This is a genomic window from Rhodanobacter sp. C01, from assembly GCF_002001045.1.
Lineage (GTDB): Bacteria > Pseudomonadota > Gammaproteobacteria > Xanthomonadales > Rhodanobacteraceae > Rhodanobacter.
Genome location: NZ_MUNR01000014.1, coordinates 15,918 through 41,642 on the forward strand (window position 1 = coordinate 15,918; position 25,725 = coordinate 41,642).

The 25,725-nt window shown below is 62.9% G+C and carries 21 protein-coding genes; 10 read left to right on the forward strand and 11 right to left on the reverse strand.

Annotated features, from left to right (window positions below; genetic code table 11):
- Positions 1–22: 22 nt before the first annotated feature.
- The 4 genes from B0E50_RS14395 to B0E50_RS14410 all read right to left on the reverse strand — a co-directional run bounded on the left by B0E50_RS14395 (position 23) and on the right by B0E50_RS14410 (position 5,682).
- Positions 23–2,008: a hypothetical protein gene (locus B0E50_RS14395; protein ID WP_139350885.1), complete on the reverse strand. Its 1,986-nt coding sequence runs from the start codon at positions 2,006–2,008 to the stop codon at positions 23–25.
- A gap of 36 nt (positions 2,009–2,044) precedes the next feature.
- Positions 2,045–2,485 (reverse strand): pilin, encoded by a 441-nt coding sequence (locus tag B0E50_RS14400; protein WP_077442040.1) that lies wholly within the window; start codon positions 2,483–2,485, stop codon positions 2,045–2,047.
- Positions 2,486–2,795: 310 nt separating this feature from the next.
- Positions 2,796–3,563, reverse strand: a complete 768-nt coding sequence (gene tfpZ, locus B0E50_RS14405; protein WP_077442041.1) for a TfpX/TfpZ family type IV pilin accessory protein — start codon at positions 3,561–3,563, stop codon at positions 2,796–2,798.
- A gap of 112 nt (positions 3,564–3,675) precedes the next feature.
- A complete protein-coding gene (locus B0E50_RS14410; protein ID WP_077442042.1) occupies positions 3,676–5,682 on the reverse strand; it encodes an acyltransferase family protein in 2,007 nt (668 codons plus the stop codon).
- A gap of 274 nt (positions 5,683–5,956) precedes the next feature.
- Here B0E50_RS14410 and B0E50_RS14415 point away from each other — a divergent pair, with 274 nt between their 5' ends.
- Positions 5,957–8,089, forward strand: coding sequence for a S9 family peptidase (locus tag B0E50_RS14415; RefSeq protein WP_077442043.1), 2,133 nt, complete (start codon positions 5,957–5,959; stop codon positions 8,087–8,089).
- Positions 8,090–8,207: 118 nt separating this feature from the next.
- Here the strand turns inward: B0E50_RS14415 and B0E50_RS14420 are convergent, their stop codons facing one another.
- The 7 genes from B0E50_RS14420 to B0E50_RS14450 all read right to left on the reverse strand — a co-directional run bounded on the left by B0E50_RS14420 (position 8,208) and on the right by B0E50_RS14450 (position 14,324).
- Positions 8,208–8,723, reverse strand: a complete 516-nt coding sequence (locus B0E50_RS14420) for a transposase (RefSeq protein WP_343124521.1) — start codon at positions 8,721–8,723, stop codon at positions 8,208–8,210.
- 84 nt (positions 8,724–8,807) lie between these two features.
- The gene (locus B0E50_RS14425) at positions 8,808–9,776 is read right to left on the reverse strand and encodes a magnesium and cobalt transport protein CorA (protein ID WP_254427340.1); all 969 of its coding nucleotides are present in this window, start codon (positions 9,774–9,776) and stop codon (positions 8,808–8,810) included.
- Positions 9,777–9,982: 206 nt separating this feature from the next.
- Positions 9,983–11,344, reverse strand: a complete 1,362-nt coding sequence (locus B0E50_RS14430; protein ID WP_077442046.1) for a GTP-binding protein — start codon at positions 11,342–11,344, stop codon at positions 9,983–9,985.
- 12 nt (positions 11,345–11,356) lie between these two features.
- Complete coding sequence (locus B0E50_RS14435) at positions 11,357–11,905, reverse strand: YceI family protein (RefSeq protein ID WP_077442047.1); 549 nt, start codon at positions 11,903–11,905, stop codon at positions 11,357–11,359.
- Entirely contained in the window at positions 11,902–12,483 is a 582-nt protein-coding gene (locus tag B0E50_RS14440; RefSeq protein ID WP_077442048.1) for a cytochrome b, read from the reverse strand. Before B0E50_RS14440 ends, B0E50_RS14435 begins: the two co-directional genes overlap by 4 nt.
- Positions 12,480–13,097, reverse strand: a complete 618-nt coding sequence (locus tag B0E50_RS14445; protein WP_077442049.1) for a YceI family protein — start codon at positions 13,095–13,097, stop codon at positions 12,480–12,482. Before B0E50_RS14445 ends, B0E50_RS14440 begins: the two co-directional genes overlap by 4 nt.
- Positions 13,098–13,322: 225 nt before the next feature.
- Entirely contained in the window at positions 13,323–14,324 is a 1,002-nt protein-coding gene (locus B0E50_RS14450) for a polyprenyl synthetase family protein (RefSeq protein WP_077442050.1), read from the reverse strand.
- 237 nt (positions 14,325–14,561) lie between these two features.
- On the opposite strand from B0E50_RS14450, the gene B0E50_RS14455 reads away from it, so the two are divergent.
- The 9 genes from B0E50_RS14455 (at position 14,562) to B0E50_RS14495 (ending at position 25,690) form a co-directional block, all read left to right on the forward strand.
- Positions 14,562–15,536 carry a VTT domain-containing protein gene (locus B0E50_RS14455; RefSeq protein WP_077442051.1) on the forward strand — a complete coding sequence of 325 codons (975 nt, stop codon included), beginning with the start codon at positions 14,562–14,564 and terminating at the stop codon, positions 15,534–15,536.
- 261 nt (positions 15,537–15,797) lie between these two features.
- Positions 15,798–15,890, forward strand: coding sequence for a K(+)-transporting ATPase subunit F (gene kdpF, locus B0E50_RS14460; protein WP_077442052.1), 93 nt, complete (start codon positions 15,798–15,800; stop codon positions 15,888–15,890).
- Complete coding sequence (gene kdpA / locus B0E50_RS14465) at positions 15,887–17,689, forward strand: potassium-transporting ATPase subunit KdpA (RefSeq protein ID WP_077442053.1); 1,803 nt, start codon at positions 15,887–15,889, stop codon at positions 17,687–17,689. Before kdpF ends, kdpA begins: the two co-directional genes overlap by 4 nt.
- Before the next feature lie 3 nt (positions 17,690–17,692).
- Positions 17,693–19,780 carry a potassium-transporting ATPase subunit KdpB gene (gene kdpB / locus B0E50_RS14470; RefSeq protein ID WP_077442054.1) on the forward strand — a complete coding sequence of 696 codons (2,088 nt, stop codon included), beginning with the start codon at positions 17,693–17,695 and terminating at the stop codon, positions 19,778–19,780.
- Positions 19,781–19,894: 114 nt separating this feature from the next.
- A complete protein-coding gene (locus B0E50_RS14475) occupies positions 19,895–20,098 on the forward strand; it encodes a hypothetical protein (RefSeq protein ID WP_077442055.1) in 204 nt (67 codons plus the stop codon).
- Positions 20,099–20,188: 90 nt separating this feature from the next.
- Positions 20,189–21,676, forward strand: a complete 1,488-nt coding sequence (locus B0E50_RS14480; RefSeq protein WP_077442056.1) for an outer membrane beta-barrel protein — start codon at positions 20,189–20,191, stop codon at positions 21,674–21,676.
- A 10-nt stretch (positions 21,677–21,686) separates the two neighbouring features.
- Positions 21,687–22,271 carry a potassium-transporting ATPase subunit KdpC gene (gene kdpC, locus B0E50_RS14485; protein WP_077442620.1) on the forward strand — a complete coding sequence of 195 codons (585 nt, stop codon included), beginning with the start codon at positions 21,687–21,689 and terminating at the stop codon, positions 22,269–22,271.
- 39 nt (positions 22,272–22,310) lie between these two features.
- Positions 22,311–24,998, forward strand: a complete 2,688-nt coding sequence (locus B0E50_RS14490; protein ID WP_077442057.1) for a sensor histidine kinase KdpD — start codon at positions 22,311–22,313, stop codon at positions 24,996–24,998.
- On the forward strand, positions 24,995–25,690 hold the full coding sequence (locus tag B0E50_RS14495; RefSeq protein ID WP_077442058.1) for a response regulator: 696 nt from the start codon (positions 24,995–24,997) through the stop codon (positions 25,688–25,690). Before B0E50_RS14490 ends, B0E50_RS14495 begins: the two co-directional genes overlap by 4 nt.
- Positions 25,691–25,725: the final 35 nt, after the last annotated feature.

Genomic DNA, 25,725 nt, shown 5'->3' on the forward strand with positions numbered 1-25,725 from the left:
CCGCAAGTAATACGAATCGAGACTATTGCAGTTGTGGCTTGCCCATAACGTTTGCCGGTGGTGGGTTCTCAAAGAGTTGCTTGAGTTTGACGCTCAACTCTTGATTGCGTCGGTCCCACCATGCGGTATGCCTATCCGCATCGGCCAGCACAATCTTTGCACTTGCAACGTTACCGTTGACGTATTCAAGATTTGCCAATAGGAATCCGATGGCTGGGTCAGCATGTTCTGTCTTCCACGCCAGCGAGACTTGCTGCTCTGCCTTGATGTATTCACCTGCAGCCAGATACAGATTGGATGCGATGTAGCGGCTACGCCAGAGTTGAATCAGAGCACCTGGCTGTGGAGCTGCATCGACTATGTCTGTAATCATGGTGGCCAGCTGTGTCGGGCCCAAGCCTTCGCAGTCATGGGTGTTCAGGGCTTTAGCAAGCATCTCAAAGGCAAGCATCTCCGATAGCTGCAGTTTGGCACCCTTTATGGCACCAATCCGGTTGATCGAGATCGTATCGGTTTTTTGATGAACGAGGCATTGCAGCAACACCGTGTCGATGGCTGCCAAATGCTGCGCAGCCGGATCGGGGATAGTTATCAGATGATCGACGGTTTGTTGTGCCTCATCGAAGCGACCCTCGGCTACAAGGTTGGTGGTGTGATCCATCTGTGCCCGTAACGACTTGGGGTGCTGAAGAGCGCCCTGAGCAGCAAGTACGCGCCACGAACTCCACACTGAGGCACGTGCAAGAGTGGCAATGCCGAGCATGGACAATAGTGCAATCGTTCCGATGCCAAGCAATCGACCGAAACGCGCATCGTTAATTATGTGCGACCGCAATCGCACAACCAGCCACTGCGCCAGCCCGACCACAGCCAAAAAAAAGCCTACCGATGGCAGATAATTGCGGTGCTCGAAGTACAGCTCCAGCGGAAACACGCTCGACTCCATTACGTGTCCCGCCAAGTAAAAAATGATACCGGTGAAGAACGCCGGAACGAGTTTGCGTAATCCGATTGCAGCAATGCCCAGTGCGAGCAACCCCAGTATGGAAAACAGAGTGGTCGATGGATCAAGCAGGCTGTGCGATATCGCAAAATCGTCGGTGTACAGACCCAGCGATGGGCCGCGCGGTAACAGCAACGCGCCCATGTAATCCATCAAGACGCGGGGTTCGCTCAATAGGCGTTCGTAGAGGTTGAACAGCCGTCCCGCGTAACTGTCAATCAGGCGCTGCGGATGAATGCCATACCAGCCGATAATCAGCATGGCAGGCGTCAGCAGGAAAAGTGCAAAGAACACTTTGACCGCCAGTGGTCGTTGTGTTTGCGCGCTCTCGCGGAAATACCCCAACTCCAGTACCGCGCAGAAGAGGGGTACCAGCGCACCATTCTCCTTGCTAAGCATTGCGGCTAGAGTGGTTAGTGGTAAAAAAACGAAAAGATCCAGCAGAGCGGATCGCAAGCGACCTTGCTCGAAACATGTGCGGGCATGAACATAAATCAATAGCGCGATCAGTACGAACAGTGCACAGAGTTGCTCCATGCGCTGCACTACGTACAAGACCGTGCTCACCTGCATGGGATGCAGCAGCCAGATGGTACTGACGATCAACGCGACGAGTCGCGCGCGATGGCGCAACTGAGGATCCTGCAAAAGCAGGCGCGACAGAAGCGTATAGATCAACACGCCGCAGAGAAGATGGATTGCAAGATTGGTGGCTTTGAACGGCCAGGGTTCCAGCCCGCTGACCGCAGCGTTGGCGAGAAACGTGAGCATTGACAGCGGCCGATGCAGCAGGCCGGAATTATTGCCAAACACGATTTCCTGCCAGCCGATCTGGCCGCCCAACCATGAACTGATGGGCTGCACGATGTTTGGTGGGTCGTCAAACAGGAACGGACCGTGCAAACCAGGCAGATAGACCAGCACAGTCAGAACCAGTGCGCCCAGCAGCCATGGCGCGGTACGCCCCAAAGAAATGCCCCGGCCGCTTAGCGCAGACCGGGGCATGATGTAACGGCTTTGTTGGTGTGATGCCAAAATCTATTAGCCGCCGCGGCAGCTGGCGGGCAAGTACTTGGTGGCGCCTGCAACTGGTGCACATGTCCAGATCAGTGGACCGCCAGCGGCGGCCGAGGTCGGGGTCAGTGACATCGAGGGAGCGGCGCCACTAGCGCCCGTATTCCTGCTGAGGCCGGTGACTACGCCAGTGGCGGGAGTAATCGTAACCGAGGCGACGTACGTTGTGCCGTTGGCCGGAAAGGCATAGCCAGAGTTGGAAACCGTGACATTGGCGAGGCCGCCGAGGCTGGCTGCTGTCTCGGTGACAGCCAGCTTGGCTGCATCCATCTGCACAATTGTCTCGGAGACCTTCGTGCGAACGGTGTAATCCTGATACGCCGGGAGTGCGATGGCGGTCAGGATGGCGATGATCGCAACCACGATCATCAGTTCGATCAGGGTAAAGCCTTTCTGCATGCTCTTCATGGTGGTTCCTCTGTATTGGTTAGCTAACCGTTTGATGCCCCCTGAGCCCCGGTCCCGTATCCCCCTAGGCAGGATCGGACCCCATAACTCGTGGTCAGTAACGACCAGGAAGCTCATGGCAGTTCTAGCACGTGCACGTGACGTGCCATTCCCCATACCAAACCAGCGTCGGTGCCTGGCAGGCTGGAGGATTGTGCGCGTGTGCGCATAACGCAGCAACTGGGAAAACGAGGGAATGTGAGGATTTGTCGAACACGTCGCGCCACGCCCCTATGGCGCGCAAATAAACGTCATCAAGTGACGCAGCGCGTCACTTTTGGGATGACTTGATCCACGGATCGATCGCGAGAACGGTAACTGGCTGTGGTTGGTCTAGCGAGAGGATGGCGGTGTAGTCCATGTCTTGACGTTCCAATGGCAGGAAATACAGGGTCTGCCCACGCGCGGCGGCCGTCTGTTCCAGCCGGACTAGCTGTTTGCGTTGCCCGGGATCCGCGGGCTGGAGTTGAGTCAGTGACCGCGCATGTTTCATCAAGCCCGAGGCCACCTGTTCGTAGGGTACGTAGAACTCAGGTAGCCGATCGATATCCTTGCCGCCGGACATGGCCTGCGCAACAACGTCGAAAGTGCGATTGCCTTTCGGTGGCTGCGCCCCCACCAGCCGCGGTCCGCTCCAAGAGCGGCTGCGGTATTCCGGCCGGCTGCCCTTGGCCAGGTCGGCGTCGCTCAGCTGATCGGCTGCCACCACAACTAACCGATCGACTTCGCCCACGATGAACACCGGTCGTGCCTGATAGATGACATGGAAGCCATAACCAAAGGCGACGGCCTGCAGGATCGCGATGATCGACAGATCCAGCCGGCGCAGTCGCCTGGGTTTGCTCGGGCTCATGACCAGCAGGGTCAGCAGCGGGCCGATGGCGATATCGACGCCCATCAGCAGCGGCATCAGGGTGCCCGCACCGGCAGCGCGAAAATACGGCGGCGGAAACCACAAGGTGTACAGCAGGGTGGCGACGATCGCAGCCAGGGCCAGGCTGATCGTCAGGTGGATGGCGGCGGCTTTCCAGCGTGACATGGCGTGATTTCTGGGGGTGATTGAGTGAGAAGCTTCCTGGCGTGCACAGCGCTCGGCAATCGCGTCGGTTTCTGCTGGGAGTCCGATCGGAACTCCGTGGATGTTCCAATTTTTATTTGGCCGGGGTGGGCTGATCAAGGGGGTATGTCAGCTTGAGTCGGTGCTCGAATTCCCCGCTGAGGGATTCCACGAAGCTGGCGGTCATGTGCTGTGAGTCACGGAAGACAACGATGCCATCGCGCTCTGCATGGCACTCACCGTCCGGGCAGATCGCATTGTTGAGATCCAGCATCGAGACATTCCCGAAGCGGCTGGCGGCCTGTTGTTGCCATTGATAGACGTCGTTGCCCTGCTTGTCGAACGCGGGTGCGTCGCACTCGCCTTGCTGCGAATGTTGCCATGGCAGCCAGCGCTGCGAGGAAAGGCAGTTCGGCCCATCGAAAGGCAGGTGCGGCGTGCCACGCACGATATAGGTATGGCCCGTGGCGGCGCTGATGGATTTCAGCAGGCGCGCGGTACCTTCCACCCACTGGTTCTGATTGAGGTCATAGGTTTGAACGGAGCCCAGGATCACGATGTCCGGGCGCCACGCGGCGATCTGTTGCAGTGCATGCGCACGCCAGGTGGTGCACTCGACATAGTCGCGTCCAATCCGCGGATAGAAGATCGGCTCATCCACCATCGGGCACGATGACTTGGTCAGGACCAGCAAGCGCCAGCCTGGTCGGTTGAATGCTTCAGCCACCGCCGGAAACCATTGCGCCCCGATGCTGTCGCCCATCAGCACGACCGTATGTGCGGCATCGCGTGGGCCGAAGGCACAAACGCGCACGCGGTCACTGTGGTACCAGTCGTCGCAGCCCATGGCGTAGATGACGGGCGCGTCGACATGCGCCTTTGCATAACGTTGCTGGATTGGGCTGTTGAGCCACTTCGATGTTGCATTGAACCAGCTGATGCATGCCACATTGGCCATCATCATCAGCACGAGCGCCACCATCACGGTGACGCCGGGTCGCACGGTCCACCGGGCCTGGTGGCGAATCGGTGATTCGACCCAGCGATACGACGCCACGGCCAGCAAAAGGGACAGGGCGACCAGTGCGGCCCGATAGCCAGGGTTGTCCGTGACGATGTAGGTGCCCCCAAGCAGGAGTACCGGCCAGTGCCACAGATACCATGCATAGGAAACGCGACCGACGGCCTGCAAGGGGCTCCAAGACAGGATGCGTGCGATACCGGCGTCGGCGCCGCGCACACCTGCGGCAATGATCGCGGCGGCGCCCACGGTGGGCAGCAACGAACGCCAGCCTGGATAGGCCATGTTTGTGTCGAACCACAGTGCCGATACCACGATCAGTAGCAGTCCGAGCCATCCGGCGCACCGGCTGGCGATGGATTTGCCGCGTGGCGACGGGCTGCTCGGGTCGTCCGTTGTGGGCGAATTGAAATACAGCCAGACCAGCGCACCCGTCGCGAACTGCCACGCACGCAACGGCATCATGTAGAACGCCATTTGGGGTGCTGTGCGGGTCATGACCGCACACGCAGACAGACTGATGGCCGCAATCAGCAACATGACTGCCTTGAGTCGCTTGTCATGGCTGCCTTTGCCGTGCCATGCCCCCAGAGCCCACACCAGCAATGCCGGCCAGATCAGATAGAACTGTTCTTCGACACCCAGCGACCAAGTATGCAGAAACAGGTTGCTGCCGGCGCCGGGGCTGAAATAGTCGAGTTTGGCGAAGGCGAAGTGGATATTGCTCAGCCAGACTGAGGCTGTGGCGGCCGCTACAGCCTGATCAGCCTGTTCGCCTGGCGCCAGGGTGACGGCAGCCACCAGACACGTGCACACGAGCACCAGCAAGAGCGCCGGTAGCAGCCTACGCAGCCGGCACGCGTAGAAATTCAGGAATCGAAGGTGGCCAGTCTTGTCGATTTCCTGCAACAACAGACCAGTGATCAGATAGCCCGACAGCACGAAGAATACGTCTACGCCGATAAAGCCGCCGGCGAGCCAGGAGACCTTGGCATGTGCGGCTACCACCAGCAGGATCGCAATGGCGCGCAGGCCCTCGATATCGCTGCGGTAGCCGAGCCGGTATCCGCGTGTATCCATGAATCCCTTCCCCTTGCGCGCGGAGCGGTGTCTGCAGAGCGCTGATGATACACAGCGAATGCCAAGAGCCTCCAAGCTTTCCAGACGGGTTTTTTTTAGGAGCGGCTTAAGTCTCAACGGTTCTGGCTTCAGTTGTGGCTTGAAAGGCGTCGCGGCTGAAGTCGCTCCCACAGGTGCGCGTTGCACTTCTACGCAGGTGCAGTACGCGGCAAAACTTGCCTGCGGCGGGTTTGGCGCTTAACGTCACGGTTTAACTTAACCGGGGACACCGACCATGAAACCTCTCATAGCCGCGCTGCTGCTTGCGCTGGTGGCCGTGCCTGCGCTGGCTGGCGATGCCGTCGACACCAGCTTCGTCAAGGCGCAGGGCCCGCATCCGTTCAATGTGCGAGACCTTGTGATGATGGAGCGGGTCAGCGATCCGCAGTTGTCGCCGGACGGGCGTTATGCAGCGTTCGGCGTGCGCAGCACCGATTACGCGGCGAACAAGGGCGTCAACGCGGTGTATGTGCTGGATCTGTCGGGCAACGGCAACCAGCCGGTGAAGGTGGTGGACAAGGGCGGTTCGGCGCGCTGGTCGGCGGATGGGCGCAGCCTGTATTTCGTGGCGCCGGCGAAGGGCGTGGCGCAGTTGTGGCGGCTGGACCTGGGTGGCAAGGACGGCTTGAGCCTGGCGAAGCATGTCGCGCCGGTGCAGGTTAGCCACACGCCGCTGGACATCAATGACTACAAGTTGTCGCCGGATGGCAAGCGTGTGTTGCTGTCGTACGAGGTATTCACCGACTGCGCCACCCTGGTATGCACCCAGCAGCGCGTCGAGGCGCGCGACCAGGACAAGGCCAGCGGCACGCTGTACAAGAAACTGTTCGTGCGGCACTGGGATACCTGGGCCAACGGCCGGCGCAACCAGTTGTTCGTGGCCAGCTTCGATGGCAAGGGCCAGTTGCCGGTGGAGCCGACCCTGCTGAGTCGTGGCATCGACGGTGACGTGCCGAGCAAGCCGTTTGGCGACGAGAGTGAGTTCGGCTTCGCGCCGGATGGCCGTACCGTGTATTTCGATGCGCGCATCGCCGGTACCAGTGAACCGTGGTCGACCAACTTCGACGTCTACAGCGTGCCGGCGGACGGCTCGTCAGCGCCGAAGAATCGCACCGCCGAAAACAAGGCGTGGGATGCATACCCGGTAGCCTCGCCGGATGGCAAGACGTTGTACTACCTGGCGATGAAGACACCAGGCTTCGAAGCCGACCGCTTCGCGATCATGGCACTGGACCTGGCTACCGGTGCGAAGCGCGAGGTTGATCCGAAGTGGGATCGCTCGCCTGGCAGTCTGTCGATTTCCGCCGATGGCAAGACGCTGTATGCCACGGCCGATGACGAGGGGCAGCATCCGCTGTTCGCGATTGATCCGGTCAACGGGGAAGTCACGCGGCTGTCCGGTGACGGCACGGTGGATGGCTATTCACTGGTCGGCGACAAGTTGCTGCTGACGCGTGATGACCTGAAGCGGCCAGCCGACCTGTACGTTGCCAAGGCCAACGGCAACGACCTGAAGCAGGTCACCCACTTCAACGCGGAAGACCTGAAGAACGCCAAGGTCGGTGATTTCGAGTTCTTCACCTTCAAGGGCTGGAACAACCAGACCGTGCAGGGCTACGTGGTCAAGCCGGTCGACTACCAGCCGGGCAAGACCTATCCGGTCGCGTTCATCATCCACGGCGGCCCGCAGGGCGCGATGACCAATGGCTGGAGCTACCGCTGGAATCCGCAGACCTATGCGGGGCAGGGCTTTGCGGTGGTGACAGTGAACTTCCACGGTTCCACCGGTTATGGCCAGGCGTTCACCGATTCGATCTCGGGCGACTGGGGCGGCAAACCGCTGGAAGACCTGAAGCTGGGCTGGAAGGCCGCGCTGGACAAGTACAGCTTCCTCGACGGCGATCGCGCCTGCGCGCTCGGCGCCAGCTACGGCGGCTACATGACCTACTGGATCGCCGGCGTGTGGAACACGCCGTGGAAGTGCCTGGTCGACCACGACGGCGTATTCGATGCGCGCGCGATGTACTACGACACCGAAGAACTCTGGTTCGAGGAGAAGGAGAACGGTGGCACGCCGTGGGAGCATCCCGAGAACTACGAGAAGTTCAATCCGGTCAACCACGTCAAGGACTGGCGCGTGCCGATGCTGGTGGTGCACAGCGGCGACGATTTCCGCATCCCGATCACCCAGGGCCTGGGCGCGTTCACCGCGATGCAGCGCCGCGGCATTCCCAGCGAATTCCTGACTTTCCCGGACGAGAACCACTGGGTGTTGAAACCGCACAACAGCGTGCAATGGCACGACGCCGTCAACGCGTGGCTGAAACAGTGGACGGCCGTGGATGCGCCGAAGGCTTCGTCGAACTGAGCCTATTTCATGTGATGAAAACGGCGGCCCGACAGCCGCCGTTTTCAGGTAGGAGCGCACCCTGTGCGCGAAGGATTTTCGCGAGGTGCCACAAGAGCCTCGCGCACAAGGTGCGCTCCTACAGCCAGATGCAATCCCAATAAGGGTAGTCGCCGGTATGATCGACGAGCCTGGCGCGCAATGGATTGGCGATGATGTAGCGTGCCGCCGCGTGGATATCTTCATCGCACCGCAGAGCGTGATCGTGGAAGCCGCGAGCCCAGATGCGCGGGATCGGTGCCGTTTGCCGGATGCGTTTGCTGGTGACCGCCTTGAAACGATTCATGACGAGTGAGAGGTCATCCCGTTCGCCGAGCTCGACCAGGCCATGCCAGTGATCCGGCATCAGCACCCAGCAGAGCGGACGTGCATCGCCCCAGGTTTTTGGCTCGATCATCAAGCGACATGTGGCAATGGCGAAATCCATGTCGAGAAACCAGGGATTGCGATCCGCCGTGGTCGTCGTCAGCAGATAGATCTGCCCCGGCAGAGACATGCGGCCTTTGCGTAGTGCCCGGTGCCCCGGAGGATTTGCCATTCGAAAACCATCGCAATCCCAAGGGCCTGATCCCAGCGGAAGATGGCCCGATTCCATGTAGGAGCGCACCTTGTGCGCGATTGCTCTTTGCCGATATGTGAACAAGAGCATTCGCGTACAAGGTGCGCTCCTACGGGAGGATTACAGCCACTTCGCTCGCTTGAGCAGCAGGAAGATGCCGCCGACCACGCCGGCGACAACCACGATGATGGTGGGATAGGCCCATGGCTGGTTGAGCTCGGGCATATGGGTGAAATTCATGCCGTACCAGCTGGTGAGCAGGGTGGGCGCAGCAAGCATGGCGGCCCAGCCGGCGAGTTTTTTCATCACCTCGTTCTGGCCGAAGGTGACCAAAGAGAGGTTGACGTTGATCGCGGCGGTGAGCATTTCGCGCATCGCGCTTATGGATTCGTTGACGCGGAACACGTGGTCGTAGACGTCGCGGAAATAGGCGCGCAGCTCGTCGGGGATCAGGTTCGGGTGCAGCCGCACCAGCTGGCTGATGATGTCCTGCAGCGGGGCCACCGCGAGGCGCAGCGTCATCAGGTCGCGCTGCATGTCGTACAGTCGCTTGACCGTGCTGCGCTTGAAAGTGTCGGCAAAAATGTCCTGCTCCAAGCGCTGCAGTTCCTCGCGGAAGTCGCGCACGATCGGCAGCAGGTTGTCGACGATGAAGTCGAGCACGCTGTAGAGCGCGTAGCTGGGGCCGAGTGCCAGCAACGTCGGCGTGTGCTCGCAGGTGCGCCGCGCCGGTGCGTAGGACAGCGACGCGCCGTGGCGGATGCTGACCAGGTAGCGCGCGCCGAAGAACAGGTGCGTCTCGCCGAATTCCAGATGACTGTCGATCAGCTGGGCAGTCTGCACCACCAGGAACAGCGAGTCGCCGTAGGTTTCCAGCTTGGTGCGCTGGTGTGCCGCGTGTGCATCCTCGATCGCCAGGTCATGCAAGCCGAATTCCTGCTGCAGTTTCTGCAGGATCGCTTCATCAGGTTCGTGCAGGCCGACCCAGACGAAAGTATCCGGTTGCGCCAGTACGTCGCTGATCGCATCGAGGCTGATGTCGCCGATCCGGCTGCCGTCGTTCCGGTAGGCAATGCAATTGACCACCATGGGCTGCTCGGTGGTCGACGGCGCAGGAGCTGATGGCGTGATCAGGTTCATCGGGGCATGATGCCCGGCGCTGGAAGACAGGGCAATTGCAGGAGCGCGAATTTTTTGTAGGAGCGGCTTCAGCCGCGATGCTTTTCTGCATATGCGGCCAAAAGCATCGCGGCTGAAGCCGCTCCTGCAGAGGTAGGGATGATGCGCGGGATGGGTTACGTGCGCTGCGATTTCAGCCGTTTCAGGATTTCCTCGCGCGCTTCGCGCAGGATCGAATCGCGGTCGAGGCTGGCGACGATGTCGGCAACCGCACGCTTGGCACCGGCCTCGCCCCAGGATTTGCCGGCGATCAGATAGCGCTCGGCGGCGCGGCCGATCAGCACCGTGGCGTACCAGCCGAGTGCACCCTGTGCGGTGGCGGTGACCACCACTGACAGGCCGGCGCTGACACCTTTCAGCGCCGAGGCGACCAGCTGCATGCCCCAGATCGCACCCATCAACGCGGCGAGTTGGGCCGAGATCACCGCCACCAGCCGGCCGGATTCGGCACGGGTCAGTGGTAACCCGTACACGCGTGATAGCTGTACCACCATCGCAGCATCGAGTCCGGCGGCGGTGAGCAGGTCGGCAACCGGGATCGGATTCAAGGCGACCGCCACGCCCTTGGCGATGCAGTAATGCCGGATCAGTTTCGCGGCGACCGCCTGCCGTGTCTGGGCGATGCGCGCGCTGACCTGGTCGGTGAGCCGGCCGGCGTACAGTCCGGCATTGATCGCGGACAGCGTCTTGCCTTCGCGTGCCGCGATCGCCAGCAGGCGTTCGCGCAGGGCGGCGACATCGGGTGGGAGTGCCTGTTCGTTCGTCTGCTCGCGGCCGTGCGTATCGACCTCGATTACCCGTTGCGCGGTGGGATGTGCGGCCACGGCGAGCACGTCTTCCGCGCGTACCAGCCCGGCAACGCGCAGGCGCAGATGTTCGAGCAAGCTGCTTAACTCATCGCGGCCGTAACGGTCGGCCTTGTTCAGCGCCAGCAACAGCGGTCGCTGGGTGGCGGCGAGGGTTTTCAACGCGTCGAGCTCCTCGCGGGTGAGGTCGCCGTCGCAGACGAAGATCACCAGGTCGCTGACCTCGGCTACTTCGAACGCCAGCTGCTCGCGTGCTTCGCCATCCAGTTCGTTGATGCCGGGCGTGTCGATGAGCACCAGGCCATCGTGCTGCGCCTCGTCAAGCATCGCGTGCGCGGCATCGGTGGTGGTACCGTGCAGTACGCTGACCGCGAATGCCTCACGTCCGAGCAGGGCATTGCCCAGTGCCGATTTGCCGGTGGAAACGTGACCGAACACGGCGACGTGAAGTTCGCCGCGCTCGAGCTTGTCCAGCATGTGCTCGATGCGACCGAAGTCGGTGGCCAGCTCGCTGCGCACCGACACCGGGATGGTCGGGTCATCGAGCAGGCCGCGCAGGCTGTCGGCCACCCGCGTCGAGTCGCTGGCCTGATGGCGCGATGCCGGGGTGGTGACGGTGCGGGTCGGCGTAATCCAGCCGCGCAGGCGTTGCCACAGGTGGTCGCTCGCCATCGTGATGCAGGGTTACTTCGACGCAAGCTGCAGGTGGGCGATGATCTTGACGTTCGCGCCGATCACCGAGGTGTCGGAGTAGTCGCCTATGCCCACGCCGAAATCGAGCCGCTTCAAAACACCGGCTACGTCCATCACGGCCGAGTTGCCCTGCGATTTGAACACCACGGTCAGGCTCAATGGCTTGGTGACCCCACGAAGGGTCAGCTGGCCGTCGGCGATCACCTGCGTGCCGTCCTGATGGAAACCGGTGGTCACGAAATGGGCAGTGGGGAATTTCGCCACGTCGAAGAAATCTGCGCCGGGCAGCGCGCTGTCCTGATCGTGGTCGCCGGTCTTGGCGCTCGCCAGGGTCACGGTCACATCGAACCTGGAGCTGGCAAGATGGGCCGGGTCGTAGCTGATCGCCGCTGTCCACTGGTTGAAACTGCCATTGAACGCAGCGCCCTGGTAGGTGCCGTTGAATCCGAGCTGGCTCAGCTCGGGACGCACGGTGTAGTCGGTGGCCGCGGCAGCGCACGGCAGCGTGAGGGCAAGCAGCAGGGTGGCAAGTCGTTTCATGGGGAGTCTCCTGTGGAGGTCGAGCCGTTGCGCAAGCGGCCAAAGGGAAGCATCCGTCGCAACACGTTGTCGTTGTCGAACACGTGATGCTTCAGCGCCGCACCCACGTGCGCCAGCAGCACCAGGATCAGCAACCAGAACAGATATTCGTGCACGGCATGCGACACATGACGCATGTCGTCGTTTTTCGCCACCAGCGCCGGCAGGTTGAACAGCTTGAACCATTGCAGCGGTTTGCCGGTGACGGAGTTGAACCACCAGCCGCTGACCGGGAGCGCCACGATCAGCACATACATTACGCCGTGTACGGCCTGTGCGCCCAGTTGCTGCCAGCGCGTCGTTGGTTCCTCGCGCGGCCGGCCGTCGCCCCAGCGCCACAGCACCCGCAGCAGCACCAGCGCGAGTACGGTCAGGCCGATCGACTTGTGCAGGGCCAGCCAGTTGATCTTCTGCATGGGTGAATGGGCCAGATCCATCAGCAGACCGAAGATGCCGTTGCCGAGGATCGCCAGCGCGATGGTCCAGTGGAAGAACTTGGCGACCGAACCCCACTGGCGGTCATTGCTGCGCAGACTCATGGTTGTTTCCCGGGTTTTGAAGAGGGTGTGTCGCCGCGGATCGCCTCGATTTCCAGCCATACGCTGACCTGGTGCCCGATCGAGCCGGCAAAGGCGGTCATGCCGAATGCGTCGCGATCCAGCATGGCGGTGGCGGAGAAGCCGGCCACGTCGTGCAGTCCATAAATAGTCCGACCGGCGCGATTGAAGGTGAACGGGATGCTCACCGGCTGGCTGATGCCGCGCAGGCTCAGCTGGCCGTGCAGCACACCGTGATGGGCATCCTTGCGTTCGACGCTGGTGCTGGTGAAATGCGCGTAATGGTTATGTGAACAATCGAGCAGGATGGGCTTGCACACGGCCGCACTCCAGCCCGCATCGCCCATGTCCAGGCTGCCCAGGTCGATGTCCAGTTCGGTCGCCGCAGTACTGATATCGTCCGGGTCGAAACGCAGCACGCCGTCGGCGATGTGCAGCCGTCCAAACGGGCGTGAATAGCCGTCATGGCTGATGCTGAAGACGACCTGGCTATGCACCGTGTCGTAGCGATAGATGGCACTGGCGGCGTGGGCTGGTTCCAGTGGGAGCAGTGCTGCCAGCCACAATAGCCAACTGGTTGAGCGGAAGCGAGGCATGAGGCGAAGTCTGGCCGATTGGCGGCGACGGTGCCAGCGTCCATCCGCGAACGTTTGGTTTCCGTGGGTAATCCAATCGCGGGAGGGCGGGTGCGGCTACGGTGGCCGCAGCATGGCTTTTGCAGGAGCGGCTTCAGCCGCGATACTTTGCTCTTGATGGGGTTTTCAAGCGAAAGCGTCGCGGCTGAAGCCGCTCCAACAGGAACAGGAATTTCGCGAGTGGGGTCAGAACGTGCGCTGCACCGAATAGTCGGCCAGGGTGGCCAGCGCGTCGCGATAGGTTGATGCCGGCAAGCTGGCGAGTGCCTCGCACGCAGCCTGCGCATGCATCACGGCGCGGTCGCGGGTGCGCTCCAGCGCGCCGGAATCGCGAATCGAGGCGATGATGCGGTCGAGCGAGTCGAGCCCGCCATGCTCGATCGCGTGGCGCAGCGACTGCACCTGTTCCGGATCGGCTTTTTCGAGTGCGTAGATCAGCGGCAGGGTGGGTTTGCCCTCGGCGAGGTCGTCGCCGATGTTCTTGCCCAGGGTGCCGGCATCGCTGACATAGTCGAGCAGATCGTCGGCGATCTGGAATGCGTAGCCCAGTTCCATGCCATAGCGGCGTAGTGCGGCCACCTGGGATTCCGGCAGGCCGCCGAGGATGCCGCCGAGTTCGGTGGCGGCGGCGAACAGCACGGCGGTCTTGCGTTCGATCACCGCCAGGTAGGCCGCTTCGCTGACGTCGGCATTGCCGATGTTGAGCAGCTGCAGTACCTCGCCCTCGGCGATCGTGTTGGTGGTGTCGGCGAGGATGCGCATGATGCGCATGTCATCGAGTTCCACCATCAGCTGGAACGAGCGCGAGTACAGGAAGTCGCCGACCAGTACGCTGGCGGCGTTGCCCCACAGCGCATTGGCGGTCTTGCGGCCGCGGCGCAGGTCGGATTCGTCCACCACGTCGTCGTGCAGCAGGGTGGAGGTATGGATGAACTCGATGATCGCCGCGAGCTTGGTGTGGTGGTCGCCGCGATAGCCGGCGGCGCCGGCGGCCAGCACGTGCAGCATCGGGCGCAGCCGCTTGCCGCCGCTGGCGATGATGTGGTCTGCGATCTGGTTGATCAGCACTACGTCGGAGGACAACCGCTGGCGGATCAGGGCATCGACGCGCTGCATGTCGGCAGCGGCAAGGTCGCGCACATGGGCGAAGTCGGCGGGGCGGCTGGCGTCGGCGGGCATCGAGTTCATGGAGGCTTCAAGGCGGCGTATGCCCCGATTATAGAGGCGCACAGCGACTTGCGCCGCGGTTTGAGGCCTGGGCTGCATCCATGGGGGGTGTTCCGGGCGAAAGCCGTCGTCTGCGCAGGTTGGGATGGCACGGCTGGACGTCGCGATGGGCGGCCGCAAGGATTTGCAATCGACGGTGGCCGGCCCAATCATGGGCGCCTGCGGTTTCTGCGGGACCGTAAACCGAGTGCCGATCCGATGGCCCATCAAATCATCGCGCTGATCGCCGAGTACGGCTTGCTGCTGGTGTTCTTCAATGTGCTGGTGGAGCAGGCCGGGGTACCGGTGCCGGCGGTGCCGACCATGATCGTGGCCGGTGCACTGAGCGCGAACGGCAAGTTGCCGCTGGCGGGCGTGGTGCTGGTCGCGGTACTCGCCTGCCTGCTCAGCGATCTGCTCTGGTACTGGGCGGGCCGGCGCTTCGGTTCCGGAGTGATGCGCACGATCTGCCGCATCTCGCTGTCGCCGGATTCCTGCGTGAAGCAGTCCGAGTTGCGCTTCCAGCGCTGGCGCGGCCGCGTATTGCTGATCGCCAAGTTCGTGCCGGGACTGTCGACGGTGGCGCCGCCGCTGGTGGGTGCGATGGGTTTGCGCACCGGCACGTTCGTGCTGCTGGACGGCCTGGGCTCATTGCTGTGGGCCGGTGTTGCCATCGGGCTTGGCTACGCTTTTGCCGCACAGATCGACGATCTGCTGGCCGCGATGGCCAGTGCCGGCACCGTCGCGTTCGAGTTGGTGCTGGTTCTGCTCGCGCTCTATATCGCCGCCAAGTGGTGGCAGCGCAGGCGCCTGCTGATTGCCCTGCGCATGGCCCGCATTACGGTGGAGGAACTGAACCAGTCCATTGCGGACGGGCAGACTCCCGTGGTGGTCGATGTGCGCTCGCAGGCTGCGCGCCTGCTCGACACGCGGATCATCCCCGGGGCATTGCTGGCCGATCTGGATCAGGTCGCCCAGGCGCTCCAGGACATTCCGCCGGATCGCGAGCTGGTGATCTATTGCAGCTGCCCCAACGAGGTCTCCGCGGCCAAGGCCGCCAAGTTGCTGATGGCGATCGGTTACCGCAACGTGCGTCCGCTGCTGGGTGGGCTCGATGCATGGGATACGGCCGGCTACATGGTCGAGCGGCTGGCAGCCGATCCCGCCGATGGCTCGCTGCGTATGACGGCCTGAGCGCCGATCCAGCCGGATCCGGAAAATTTACGCGTTCTATACGCGTAGCCGCCGTCCCGATACCCCGATCTTATACGGCACTTCCTACAGTGCGCGTCGCCCTTTCATGGAGTCGACGCCGATGGATTTCGTCTACCTGTTGTTCCTGTTCGTGCTGTGCGCGGCCGTGCTGGGCTTTGCGCTGATCTGCGATCGGCTGAGTCCGCGCAAGTAGATCGGTAGCCGTGTCTGCCTTCCCCTTCACTGCGTGAGTTTCCCGTCATGAATGTCCTGTATGTCCTCGCCGGCCTGATCGCCGTGGCGCTGGCCGGCTACCTGTGCGTGGCCCTGCTCAAGCCGGAGTGGTTCGAATGACCACGAATGATTTCCTGCAGGTCGGGCTGTACCTGGTGGTGTTGCTGCTGCTGGTAAAGCCGGTCGGCAGTTACATGGCGCTGGTGTTCGCCGATACGCCGAACCGCGTCACCCGTTTTGGTGGTGGCGTGGAACGCGTGATCTATCGTCTGTGCGGCATCCGCGATGACGAAGCCATGGGCTGGAAGCATTACGCGCTGGCCATGCTGTTGTTCAACGTACTCGGCGTGCTGGTCGTCTATCTGCTGCAGCGTGTGCAGCAGTGGCTGCCGCTGAACCCGCAGCACTTCGGTGCGGTGTCGCCCGATTCGGCGATGAACACGGCGATCAGTTTTGCCACCAACACCAACTGGCAGGGCTACGCCGGCGAGTCGACGATGAGCTACCTGACCCAGATGTCGGGCCTGGCGGTGCAGAACTTCCTCTCCGCGGCAACCGGCATCGCGGTGCTGGTGGCGGTGGTGCGCGGCTTCAGCCGGCGCAGCTCGCTCAGCATCGGCAACTTCTGGGTCGACCTCACCCGCAGCGCGCTGTACGTGCTGCTGCCGCTGTCACTGCTGATAACGATGCTGCTGGTGTCGCAGGGCGTGGTGCAGAACTTCAAGCCGTATGTCGACGTGCCGGTGGTGCAGGCCAGCACCTATGCTGAACCAGTGACGGATGCGGCTGGCAACCCTATCAAGGATGCGTCAGGCAACCCTGAAACCAAACCCGCGCAGCTCACCACGCAGACCCTGCCGATGGGCCCGGCCGCGTCGCAGATCGCGATCAAGATGCTCGGCACCAATGGCGGCGGTTTCTTCAACGCGAACTCGGCACACCCGTACGAGAACCCCACACCGTTCTCCAACTTCATCGAGATGCTGGCGATCCTGCTGATACCCGGTGGGCTCTGCTACATGTTCGGCATGCAGGTGGGCGATCGGCGCCAGGGTTGGGCGATCCTCGCCACGATGCTGTTGATCTTCATCCCGCTGACGATCGGCCTGGTCGCGGCCGAGCAGGCCGGCAATCCGGCGTTGCATGGACTGGCAGTCGATCAGCACGCCTCGGCGCTACAGGCCGGCGGCAACATGGAGGGCAAGGAGACCCGCTTCGGCATCGCCGCATCCGGCCTGTTCGCGGCGATTACCACGGCCGCCTCGTGCGGTGCGGTCAATGCGATGCACGACTCGCTGACTCCGCTCGGTGGCCTGGTGCCGATGTGGCTGATCCAGCTCGGCGAGGTGATCTTCGGCGGTGTGGGTTCGGGCCTGTACGGCATGCTCGCCTTCGCGGTGGTGGCGGTGTTCATCGCCGGGCTGATGGTGGGCCGCACGCCGGAATACCTCGGCAAGAAGATCGAGGCCTACGAAATGAAGATGGCCAGTCTTGCGGTGCTGCTGCCGTGTGCACTGGTGGTGATCGGTACGGCCATCGCGGTGATGACGCCGGCGGGTGTGGCAGGCGTCGCCAATCCCGGTGCGCATGGCTTCAGCGAGATCCTCTATGCCGTCAGCTCGGCCTCCAACAACAACGGCAGTGCGTTCGGCGGGCTCTCGGCGAACACGCCGTTCTGGAATGTGCTGCTCGGCATCTGCATGTTCCTCGCCCGTTTCCCGCTCGCCATCGCGATGCTGGCGCTGGCCGGCTCGCTCGCCGCCAAGCGCCACGTACCCGAATCGGCTGGCACCTTGCCTACACATACGCCGCTGTTCATCACGCTGCTGGCCTGCGTGGTAGTCGTGGTCGGCGCGCTGACCTTCCTTCCGGCGCTGGCCCTGGGGCCAATCGCCGAATCCCTGATGTCGGGACACTGAATCATGACCGCACAAACTCAAACAGCGAGTGCTGATTCCATACGGAATTTCAGCCGCGAGCTGGTTCTCACGGCGATGGCCGATTCGTTCCGCAAGCTGTCGCCACGGTTGCAGTTCCGCAATCCGGTGATGTTCGTTGTCTTCGTCTGCAGTGTGCTGACCACGTTGCTGTGGGCGCAGGCGCTCGCCGGCCACGGCGAGGCACCGACCGGCTTCATCTTCTGGGTCAGCCTGTGGCTGTGGTTCACCCTGTTGTTCGCGAACTTCGCCGAGGCGCTGGCGGAAGGCCGCGGTAAGGCGCAGGCCAATGCGTTGCGTAGTTCGCGCAAGGATGTGATCGCGAAGAAGCTGGCATCGGCCGATCGCCATGCAGCGATTGCCTTCATGCCATCGAGTGAGCTGCGTGCCGGCCACCACGTGCTGGTCGAGGCCGGCGAGCAGGTTCCCGGCGACGGTGAAGTGGTGGTCGGTGCAGCCAGCGTGGACGAGAGCGCGATCACCGGCGAATCCGCACCGGTGATCCGCGAATCCGGCGGCGACCGCAGCGCGGTCACCGGCGGTACCAAGGTGCTGTCGGACTGGCTGGTAGTGCGCATCACCAGCAATCCGGGCGAGAGCTTCCTCGATCGCATGATCGCGATGGTCGAAGGTTCCAAACGTCGCAAGACACCCAACGAGATCGCGCTGACCATCCTGCTGGCGAAGTTCACCCTGATCTTCCTGCTGGCTTGCGCCACCTTGCTGCCGTATTCGCTCTACAGCGTGCAGGTGGCGGGCATCGGCCATCCGATTACGCTCACGGTGCTGATCGCACTGCTGGTATGCCTGATCCCGACCACGATCGGTGCGCTGCTGTCGGCGATCGGCATCGCCGGCATGGACCGGATGATCCGCTCCAACGTGATCGCCACCTCCGGCCGTGCGGTCGAAGCGGCTGGCGACGTAGACGTGCTGCTGCTCGACAAGACCGGCACCATCACCCTGGGCAATCGCCAGGCGGTCGCCTTCCATCCCGCGCCCGGCGTGGCGGAGAGCATCCTCGCCGAAGCCGCACAGCTCGCCTCGCTGGCCGACGAGACGCCGGAAGGGCGCAGCATCGTGGTCCTGGCGAAGCAGCAGTTCGACCTGCGTGGACAGCCATTGGAAGCCCTCGACGCGCACTTCGTGCCGTTCACCGCGCAGACCCGCATGAGCGGTGTCGATCTGCACACGCGGCAGATTCGCAAAGGTGCACTGGATGCCGTGGAGAAATATCTCGAGGCACAGAACAGCCACCTGCCGCCGCTGGTCAAGCGTATGGCCGAGGACATCGCACGGCGCGGCGCCACCCCGCTGATCGTCACCGAGGGAGCGCGTGCGCTCGGCGTGATCGAGCTGAAGGACATCGTCAAGGGCGGCATCAAGGAGCGCTTCGCCGAAATGCGCAAGATGGGCATCAAGACCATCATGATCACCGGCGACAATCCGCTCACTGCGGCGGCCATCGCGGCCGAGGCCGGCGTCGATGATTTCCTCGCCGAGGCCACACCCGAAGCCAAACTCAAGTTGATCCGCGATATCCAGGCGCAGAATCGGCTGGTGGCGATGTGCGGCGACGGTACCAACGATGCGCCGGCACTGGCCCAGGCCGACGTGGCGGTGGCGATGAATACAGGCACGCAGGCCGCGAAAGAGGCCGGCAACATGGTCGACCTCGATTCGAACCCGACCAAGCTGATCGAGGTGGTGGAGATCGGCAAGCAGATGCTGATCACTCGCGGCTCGCTGACCACGTTCTCGATTTCCAACGACATCGCCAAGTACTTCGCGATCATTCCTGCTGCGTTCGCGACCACCTATCCGGCGCTCAATGCGCTCAACGTGATGCACCTGGCGACGCCGCAGAGCGCGATCCTGTCGGCGGTGATCTTCAATGCGCTGATCATCATCTTCCTGATTCCGCTGGCGCTGAAGGGCGTGAAGTACCGCGCGCTCGGCGCCGGTGCGCTGCTGCGCCGCAACCTGCTGGTCTACGGGCTGGGCGGCATCGTGGTGCCGTTCCTCGGTATCAAGCTGATCGATATGTTGCTCGTCCTGTGCGGACTGGCCTGATTTCTTTTGCTCGTCATCCCAGCGAAAGCTGGGACCTAGTGCCAGTCGCTTGACTACAAGTCGCTGGATCCCAGCTTTTGCTGGGATGACGACTTCTTTCCATGGAGCTCTGTCATGCAAACGCTCAAGCTTTCGGTATCGCTACCCGATGAAACCCATCCCGATATGGAGTTGCGCCTGTCGGCCAACGACTCCGACTGCGACGTGGTGATCGCGCTGCCGCTGCGTCCCCGTAGCGAATTGCCCGCCGTAGCTGCGGAGCAAACGCCACGCAGCGAGCAGGACGATTACGTACTCGGCGGTTACGCCGGCATCTGATACCCGCAGGCGTCACGCTGCGGCAACGCATAAACCATCCATCCACTACAGAAAAGACGGCCATTGCGGGCCGAAGTTGCAGGGAAAGACATGTCACACAAGAAAGTTGCATCGCTTGCATTGATGCTCATGCTTGCCGCCGCCGGGCAGGCACGGGCGGACGCGGGTGTCGCCGCGTCGCCGGTTTCGGCCGACAAGGACACGACTGTATCCACGGCGCCGGTTGCAGTGAGCAGCGACTGCTCCAACGGGTTTCTGTCGCGCCTCGCAGCGGCCTATCGCGAAGACGCGCAGCCGGCCGATCCGAACGCACCGGCGCCGAAGCGTCGCGCGCTGGACTCGCCGTTCGACTCGATGCCGTTCCCTTCGTCCGAATGGCAGCTCGGCGGCGTCGACAATGCGATCGGCGTACCGAACGAGAATTCGCAGTACCCGCTGGAAAAGGCGCTGGCCTGCACCAGGCTGGGTCAGTGGATGCAGGCCAACCGGATCGAGACGTATGGCTGGATCAATCCCTCGGCCAACCTCAGCTCATCGAGCTTCACCAACTACCCGTTGTCCTATGCGACGCGGCCGAATCGTGTCGAATTCGACCAGTTCCTGTTCCGCGTCGAACGGCTGCCGGATACCGTGCAGACCGATCATCTCGACTGGGGTTTCCACTTCGACAATCTGTACGGCTACGACTACCACTACACCACCATGAAGGGCGTTTTCAGCAACCAGCTGCTGAACAATCCGAACACCCAGCAGTTGCCGGGCAAGGCCTACGGCGACGACCCGATGATCTGGTACGTCGACCTGTACATCCCCTGGGTGGCGCAGGGCATGCAGATCACCGCCGGCCGCTATCTGTCGATTCCCGACATCGAGGCGCAGTTCGCACCCGAGAACTACCTGCTGACCCACTCCATTCTGTACACGGTGGATGCCTATACCAATACCGGCATCATCACCACGACCAAGCTCAACGACCAGTGGACGGTGCAACTTGGCGTGCACAGCGGCGACGATTCGGCGTTCTGGAACAGTTCCGGCACGCTGAGTGCGCAGGCCTGCGTGCGCTGGGTATCCGCGTCGAACAACGACATGCTGTATCCCTGCATCGAGTCCTGGAACAAGGCCAAGCAAACGTACAACAACCTGCAGGAATATGTGCTGACCTGGGGTCATCGCTTCACGCGCAGCGTGCACATGTTGACCGAGGTCTATCACATCTATGTGCGTGACCAGCAGGGCGCGCCGCTCGGCGTGCCGGGTTATCCGCTGGGTCAGGCACCAAATTTTCCGACGGGAAACAACCCTGCCTACGGCATCGTCAACTATCTGAACATCGAGTTGAACCCGACCAACATGCTGTCGATCCGCAACGAGTTCTACAACGACGTGCAGGGCCAGCGCACCGGCTTCGCCACGCGCTATTCCAGCCACACGATCGGCATGACGCACTGGGTGTCGCAGGACCTGGAGATCCGTCCGGAGCTCCGCTACGAACGTGCCTATGATTTCCCGGCCTACGACGGCGGCACGAAGTACCACCAGGTGACCGCGCTGATCGACGCGATCCTGCACTACTGAGGTGATGATCATGACCAAGCTCTTGCGCAATGCCGTGATGTTGCTGTTGTTGATGACCGTGATCACCGGCGTGCTTTATCCGCTGGCGGCCACCGGGCTGGCCCAGCTGGTCTTTCCGCGGCAGGCCAACGGCAGCCTGATCGTGAAGGACGGCAAGCCGATCGGTTCCGTGCTGATCGGCCAGTCGTTCACCGACCCGAAGTACTTCTGGGGCCGTCCGTCGGCAACCACGCCGCAGGCGGACAACGGCGTCAACTCCGGTGGCTCCAACCTGGGCCCGACCAATCCGGCGCTGACCGACGCGGTGAAACAGCGTATTGCCGCGCTGCGCGCCGCCGATCCGGGCAACACTGCACCGGTGCCGGTGGATCTGGTCACCGCCTCGGGCAGCGGCCTCGACCCGGAGATCAGCCCGGCGGCAGCGCAGTACCAGCTGGCGCGGGTGGCGAAGGCGCGTGGACTCAGCACTTCGCAGGTGCAGGCGCTGGTGAACGAATACACCAGCGGGCGCCAGCTCGGTATATTCGGCGAGCCGCGGGTCAACGTGCTGCAGCTCAACCTCGCGCTGGATGCACCGCAGACGCACGGCACTTGATCGCGCTAACGTAGTGCCACCTCCCGGACATATCAGCGCATGAGTGAACCATCCCGCGAAGCACGTGCCGATGCCCTTCTGAGCACCGAGCACGACGAGCGCACCCATCGGCTGAAGATCTTTCTCGGCGCCGCGCCCGGCGTCGGCAAGACTTACGCGATGCTGTCCGCCGCGCGCGAGTTGAAGCGGCAGGGCGTGGACGTGGTGGTTGGTGTGGTCGAGACCCACGGTCGCGCTGAGACGGCAGCTTTGCTGGAAGGCATGGAGGTATTGCCGCGCCGCCCAGTGCGTTACAAGTCGTCCGACGGCAGCGAGCGCGATTTCACCGAGTTCGATCTGGATGCCGCGCTGGCACGCAAGCCGGCGGTGCTGCTGGTCGACGAACTGGCGCATCGCAATCTGCCAGGTGGCCGGCATGAACGGCGCTGGCAGGATATCGCCGAGCTGCTCGATGCCGGCATCGAGGTATACACCGCGCTCAACGTGCAGCATCTGGAAAGCCTCAACGACCAGGTGCGGCGCATCACCGGCGTCACCGTACGCGAAACCGTGCCGGACGTATTCCTCGATCGTGCACGCGACATCGTGCTGGTCGACCTGCCGCCGCGCGAACTGATCGTGCGGCTGAAGCAGGGCAAGGTCTACGTGCCGGAGACTGCGGCGGCGGCGCTCAATGCGTTCTTTTCGCCGACCAATCTGGCTGCGTTGCGCGAGCTGGCGGTGGATACCATCGCCGGCCACGTCGACAGCGATCTGCGCGAGCACATGCTGGCGCGCGGCAGCGCGATGACGGTGCGCCGCCGTGTGCTGGCGGCGATCGACGGCCATGCGCAGAGCGAATACCTGGTGCGCGTGGCACGGCGCATCGCCGAGCGCCGTGGTGCTCCATGGAGCGTCGCTTTTGTCGATACCGGCGCGCGGCTGGATCCCGCGCGTCGTGAGCGACGCGATGCGGCGATGCGGCTGGCGCGCCGGCTCGGCGGCGAGACGGTCATCCTGCGCGGCCATGCGATCGCCGACGAACTGCTGGCGCATGCCGATCGCGAAGGTGTCGGCCAGATCATCCTCGGCCGTACCCGCGAGCGGGTAGTGGCGCGCATGTTGGGCCGCTCGTTGACCCAGTTACTGCTGCGCCGTGGCGCGCATCTGGAGTTGACCATCATCGCCACGCCGAGCGAGCGGGCGAAGGCACGTCGTCGCTTGCGCCTGCCACAGCCATCCGCGCGCGGTTCGCGCAGCGAATACATCTACGCCACGCTCACCACCCTGGTCGCGTTTGGACTGGCGTTCATCGCCGACCGCTATCTGTCGGTGGCGAACCTGTCGTTGATCTTCCTCACCGCGGTACTGGTGGTGGCGGTGCGCACGCGCATGTCGGTGGCCGTCTATACGGCGATCCTGTGCTTTCTCGGCTACAACTACTTTTTCGCACCGCCGCGCTACACGCTTGAGATTTCCAGCTTCGACGACGTGCTGGCGGTGACCCTGTTTCTGGTGGCGGCGCTGGTCTGCAGCCGTCTCGCCACGCGGCTGGCCAGTCAGGTGGAATCCTTGCGCGGCGCGCACGTGCAGGCGCGCGCACTGCTTACGCTGGGTCAGCAATTGACTACCAGCACCGACGCCAGCGGCATCCGTGATGTCGGCAGCAAGGCGCTGGCACATGCGCTGCGTTGCGATGCGGCCATCCTTGCACGCGATGCAGAACAGGTATTGCGGGTGGCGGCGAGCGTGCCGCCGGAACGCGCGCTGTCCGCCCAGGATCTGGCCGCCGCCGACTGGGGCGACCGGCATGGCGAGCAGGCCGGTCGCTATACCGACACCTTGAACGGCGCGCCGAGCTGGGTGCTGCCGCTGGGCAGCGAAAACCATCCGTTGGGTGCTGTGGCACTGCGCTTCGACCCGGCGATGGGCGAGCCCGATCCGGATCAGCGCAGTCTCGCGCTGGCGATGACGCAGGACATAGGTCAGGCACTGGAACGCGCACGATTGTCGGATGAACTCGAAGGCGCGCGCGTGCAGGGCGAGACCGAGCGCTTGCGCAACGCGCTGTTGTCATCGGTGTCGCATGACCTGCGTTCACCGCTGGCCTCGATGATTGGCGCCGCCGGCACACTGATCAGCTATGAACAGAAATTGCCGCCGGAAGAGCGCCGCGAATTGCTGGAAGCGATCCTTGGCGAAGGTCAGCGACTGGATCGCTACATCCAGAACCTGCTCGACATGACCCGGCTTGGCCACGGCACGCTGAAACTCAACCGTGACTGGACTGACAGCGCGGAGATCGTCGCAGCATCCGTGATGCGACTACGCAAGCTGTTTCCCGATCTGCGCGTGGAGACGGTGGCGCCGAGCGAGCCGGTGCTGCTCTATGTGCATCCGGCGCTGATCGAACAGGCACTCTTCAACATCCTGGAGAACGCCGCACGCTTCTCGCCGCCGGACGAGCCGGTGCGGGTCAGCGTGCACAGCAACGGCGAACGCCTGCTGATCGACGTCAGCGATCGCGGCCCCGGCATACCGGAAGAAGAGCGGGCGCTCATCTTCGACATGTTCTATTCGGTATCACGTGGTGATCGTGCCCCGCAGGGCACCGGACTGGGCCTGGCGATCTGTCGTGGCATGATCGGTGCGCATGGCGGCAGCGTGGAGGCCTTGCCCGGCGACGGCATCGGCACCACCATCCGCATCAGCCTGCCCTTGCCACCACCGCCCGACACGAGTCCATGACCTCAGCCGCTCCACGCATCCTGGTGATCGACGACGAGGCGCAGATCCGCCGTTTCCTCGATATCGGCCTGCGTGCAGAAGGTTATGAGGTGGTGCTGGCGGCCAACGCGGCGGAGGGGCTGGCGCTGGCCGCCACGCAGTCGCCCGATCTGGTGATCCTCGATATCGGCCTGCCCGATCGCGAAGGCCACGACGTGCTGGCCGAACTGCGCCAGTGGAGCCAGGTGCCGGTGCTGATGCTGTCGGTGCGCGATGCCGAGAACGAGAAGGTGCGCGCGCTCGATCACGGTGCGAACGACTACGTGACCAAGCCTTTCGGCATCCAGGAACTGATGGCGCGCTTGCGCGTATTGCTGCGCAACCGCCCCGGCGAACCGGAACTGCCGCCGCGCTATGACGACGGCCATCTCGCGGTCGACATGGCGCGCCGCGAAGTACATCTGGACGGCGCGTTGCTGTCGCTCACCCGCAAGGAATACGCCGTGCTGGCCCTGTTGCTGCGCTACAGCGGCCGCGTGGTGACCCAGCAGCAGGTATTGCGCGAAGTCTGGGGTGCTACCCATGTGCAGGACACTCACTACCTGCGCATCGTGCTCGGCAAGTTGCGTCAGAAGCTCGGCGACGATCCCGTCACGCCGCGCTGGCTGAAGACCGAACCCGGGGTGGGCTATCGGTTTCTTGGGGGCGGTTGAAGTTGCAGCAACCGGTATCCGCTGACGGCCAGGAA

Excerpts from the sequence above, each read along its gene's own strand:
- B0E50_RS14395 (WP_139350885.1), bottom strand. The coding sequence starts at position 2,008 with ATGCCCCGGTCTGCGCTAAGCGGCCGGGGCATTTCTTTGGGGCGTACC.
- B0E50_RS14400 (WP_077442040.1), bottom strand. The coding sequence starts at position 2,485 with ATGAAGAGCATGCAGAAAGGCTTTACCCTGATCGAACTGATGATCGTG.
- tfpZ (WP_077442041.1), bottom strand. The coding sequence starts at position 3,563 with ATGTCACGCTGGAAAGCCGCCGCCATCCACCTGACGATCAGCCTGGCC.
- B0E50_RS14410 (WP_077442042.1), bottom strand. The coding sequence starts at position 5,682 with ATGGATACACGCGGATACCGGCTCGGCTACCGCAGCGATATCGAGGGC.
- B0E50_RS14415 (WP_077442043.1), top strand. The coding sequence starts at position 5,957 with ATGAAACCTCTCATAGCCGCGCTGCTGCTTGCGCTGGTGGCCGTGCCT.
- B0E50_RS14420 (WP_343124521.1), bottom strand. The coding sequence starts at position 8,723 with ATGGAATCGGGCCATCTTCCGCTGGGATCAGGCCCTTGGGATTGCGAT.
- B0E50_RS14425 (WP_254427340.1), bottom strand. The coding sequence starts at position 9,776 with ATGGTGGTCAATTGCATTGCCTACCGGAACGACGGCAGCCGGATCGGC.
- B0E50_RS14430 (WP_077442046.1), bottom strand. The coding sequence starts at position 11,344 with ATGGCGAGCGACCACCTGTGGCAACGCCTGCGCGGCTGGATTACGCCG.
- B0E50_RS14435 (WP_077442047.1), bottom strand. The coding sequence starts at position 11,905 with ATGAAACGACTTGCCACCCTGCTGCTTGCCCTCACGCTGCCGTGCGCT.
- B0E50_RS14440 (WP_077442048.1), bottom strand. The coding sequence starts at position 12,483 with ATGAGTCTGCGCAGCAATGACCGCCAGTGGGGTTCGGTCGCCAAGTTC.
- B0E50_RS14445 (WP_077442049.1), bottom strand. The coding sequence starts at position 13,097 with ATGCCTCGCTTCCGCTCAACCAGTTGGCTATTGTGGCTGGCAGCACTG.
- B0E50_RS14450 (WP_077442050.1), bottom strand. The coding sequence starts at position 14,324 with ATGAACTCGATGCCCGCCGACGCCAGCCGCCCCGCCGACTTCGCCCAT.
- B0E50_RS14455 (WP_077442051.1), top strand. The coding sequence starts at position 14,562 with ATGGCCCATCAAATCATCGCGCTGATCGCCGAGTACGGCTTGCTGCTG.
- kdpF (WP_077442052.1), top strand. The coding sequence starts at position 15,798 with ATGAATGTCCTGTATGTCCTCGCCGGCCTGATCGCCGTGGCGCTGGCC.
- kdpA (WP_077442053.1), top strand. The coding sequence starts at position 15,887 with ATGACCACGAATGATTTCCTGCAGGTCGGGCTGTACCTGGTGGTGTTG.
- kdpB (WP_077442054.1), top strand. The coding sequence starts at position 17,693 with ATGACCGCACAAACTCAAACAGCGAGTGCTGATTCCATACGGAATTTC.
- B0E50_RS14475 (WP_077442055.1), top strand. The coding sequence starts at position 19,895 with ATGCAAACGCTCAAGCTTTCGGTATCGCTACCCGATGAAACCCATCCC.
- B0E50_RS14480 (WP_077442056.1), top strand. The coding sequence starts at position 20,189 with ATGTCACACAAGAAAGTTGCATCGCTTGCATTGATGCTCATGCTTGCC.
- kdpC (WP_077442620.1), top strand. The coding sequence starts at position 21,687 with ATGACCAAGCTCTTGCGCAATGCCGTGATGTTGCTGTTGTTGATGACC.
- B0E50_RS14490 (WP_077442057.1), top strand. The coding sequence starts at position 22,311 with ATGAGTGAACCATCCCGCGAAGCACGTGCCGATGCCCTTCTGAGCACC.
- B0E50_RS14495 (WP_077442058.1), top strand. The coding sequence starts at position 24,995 with ATGACCTCAGCCGCTCCACGCATCCTGGTGATCGACGACGAGGCGCAG.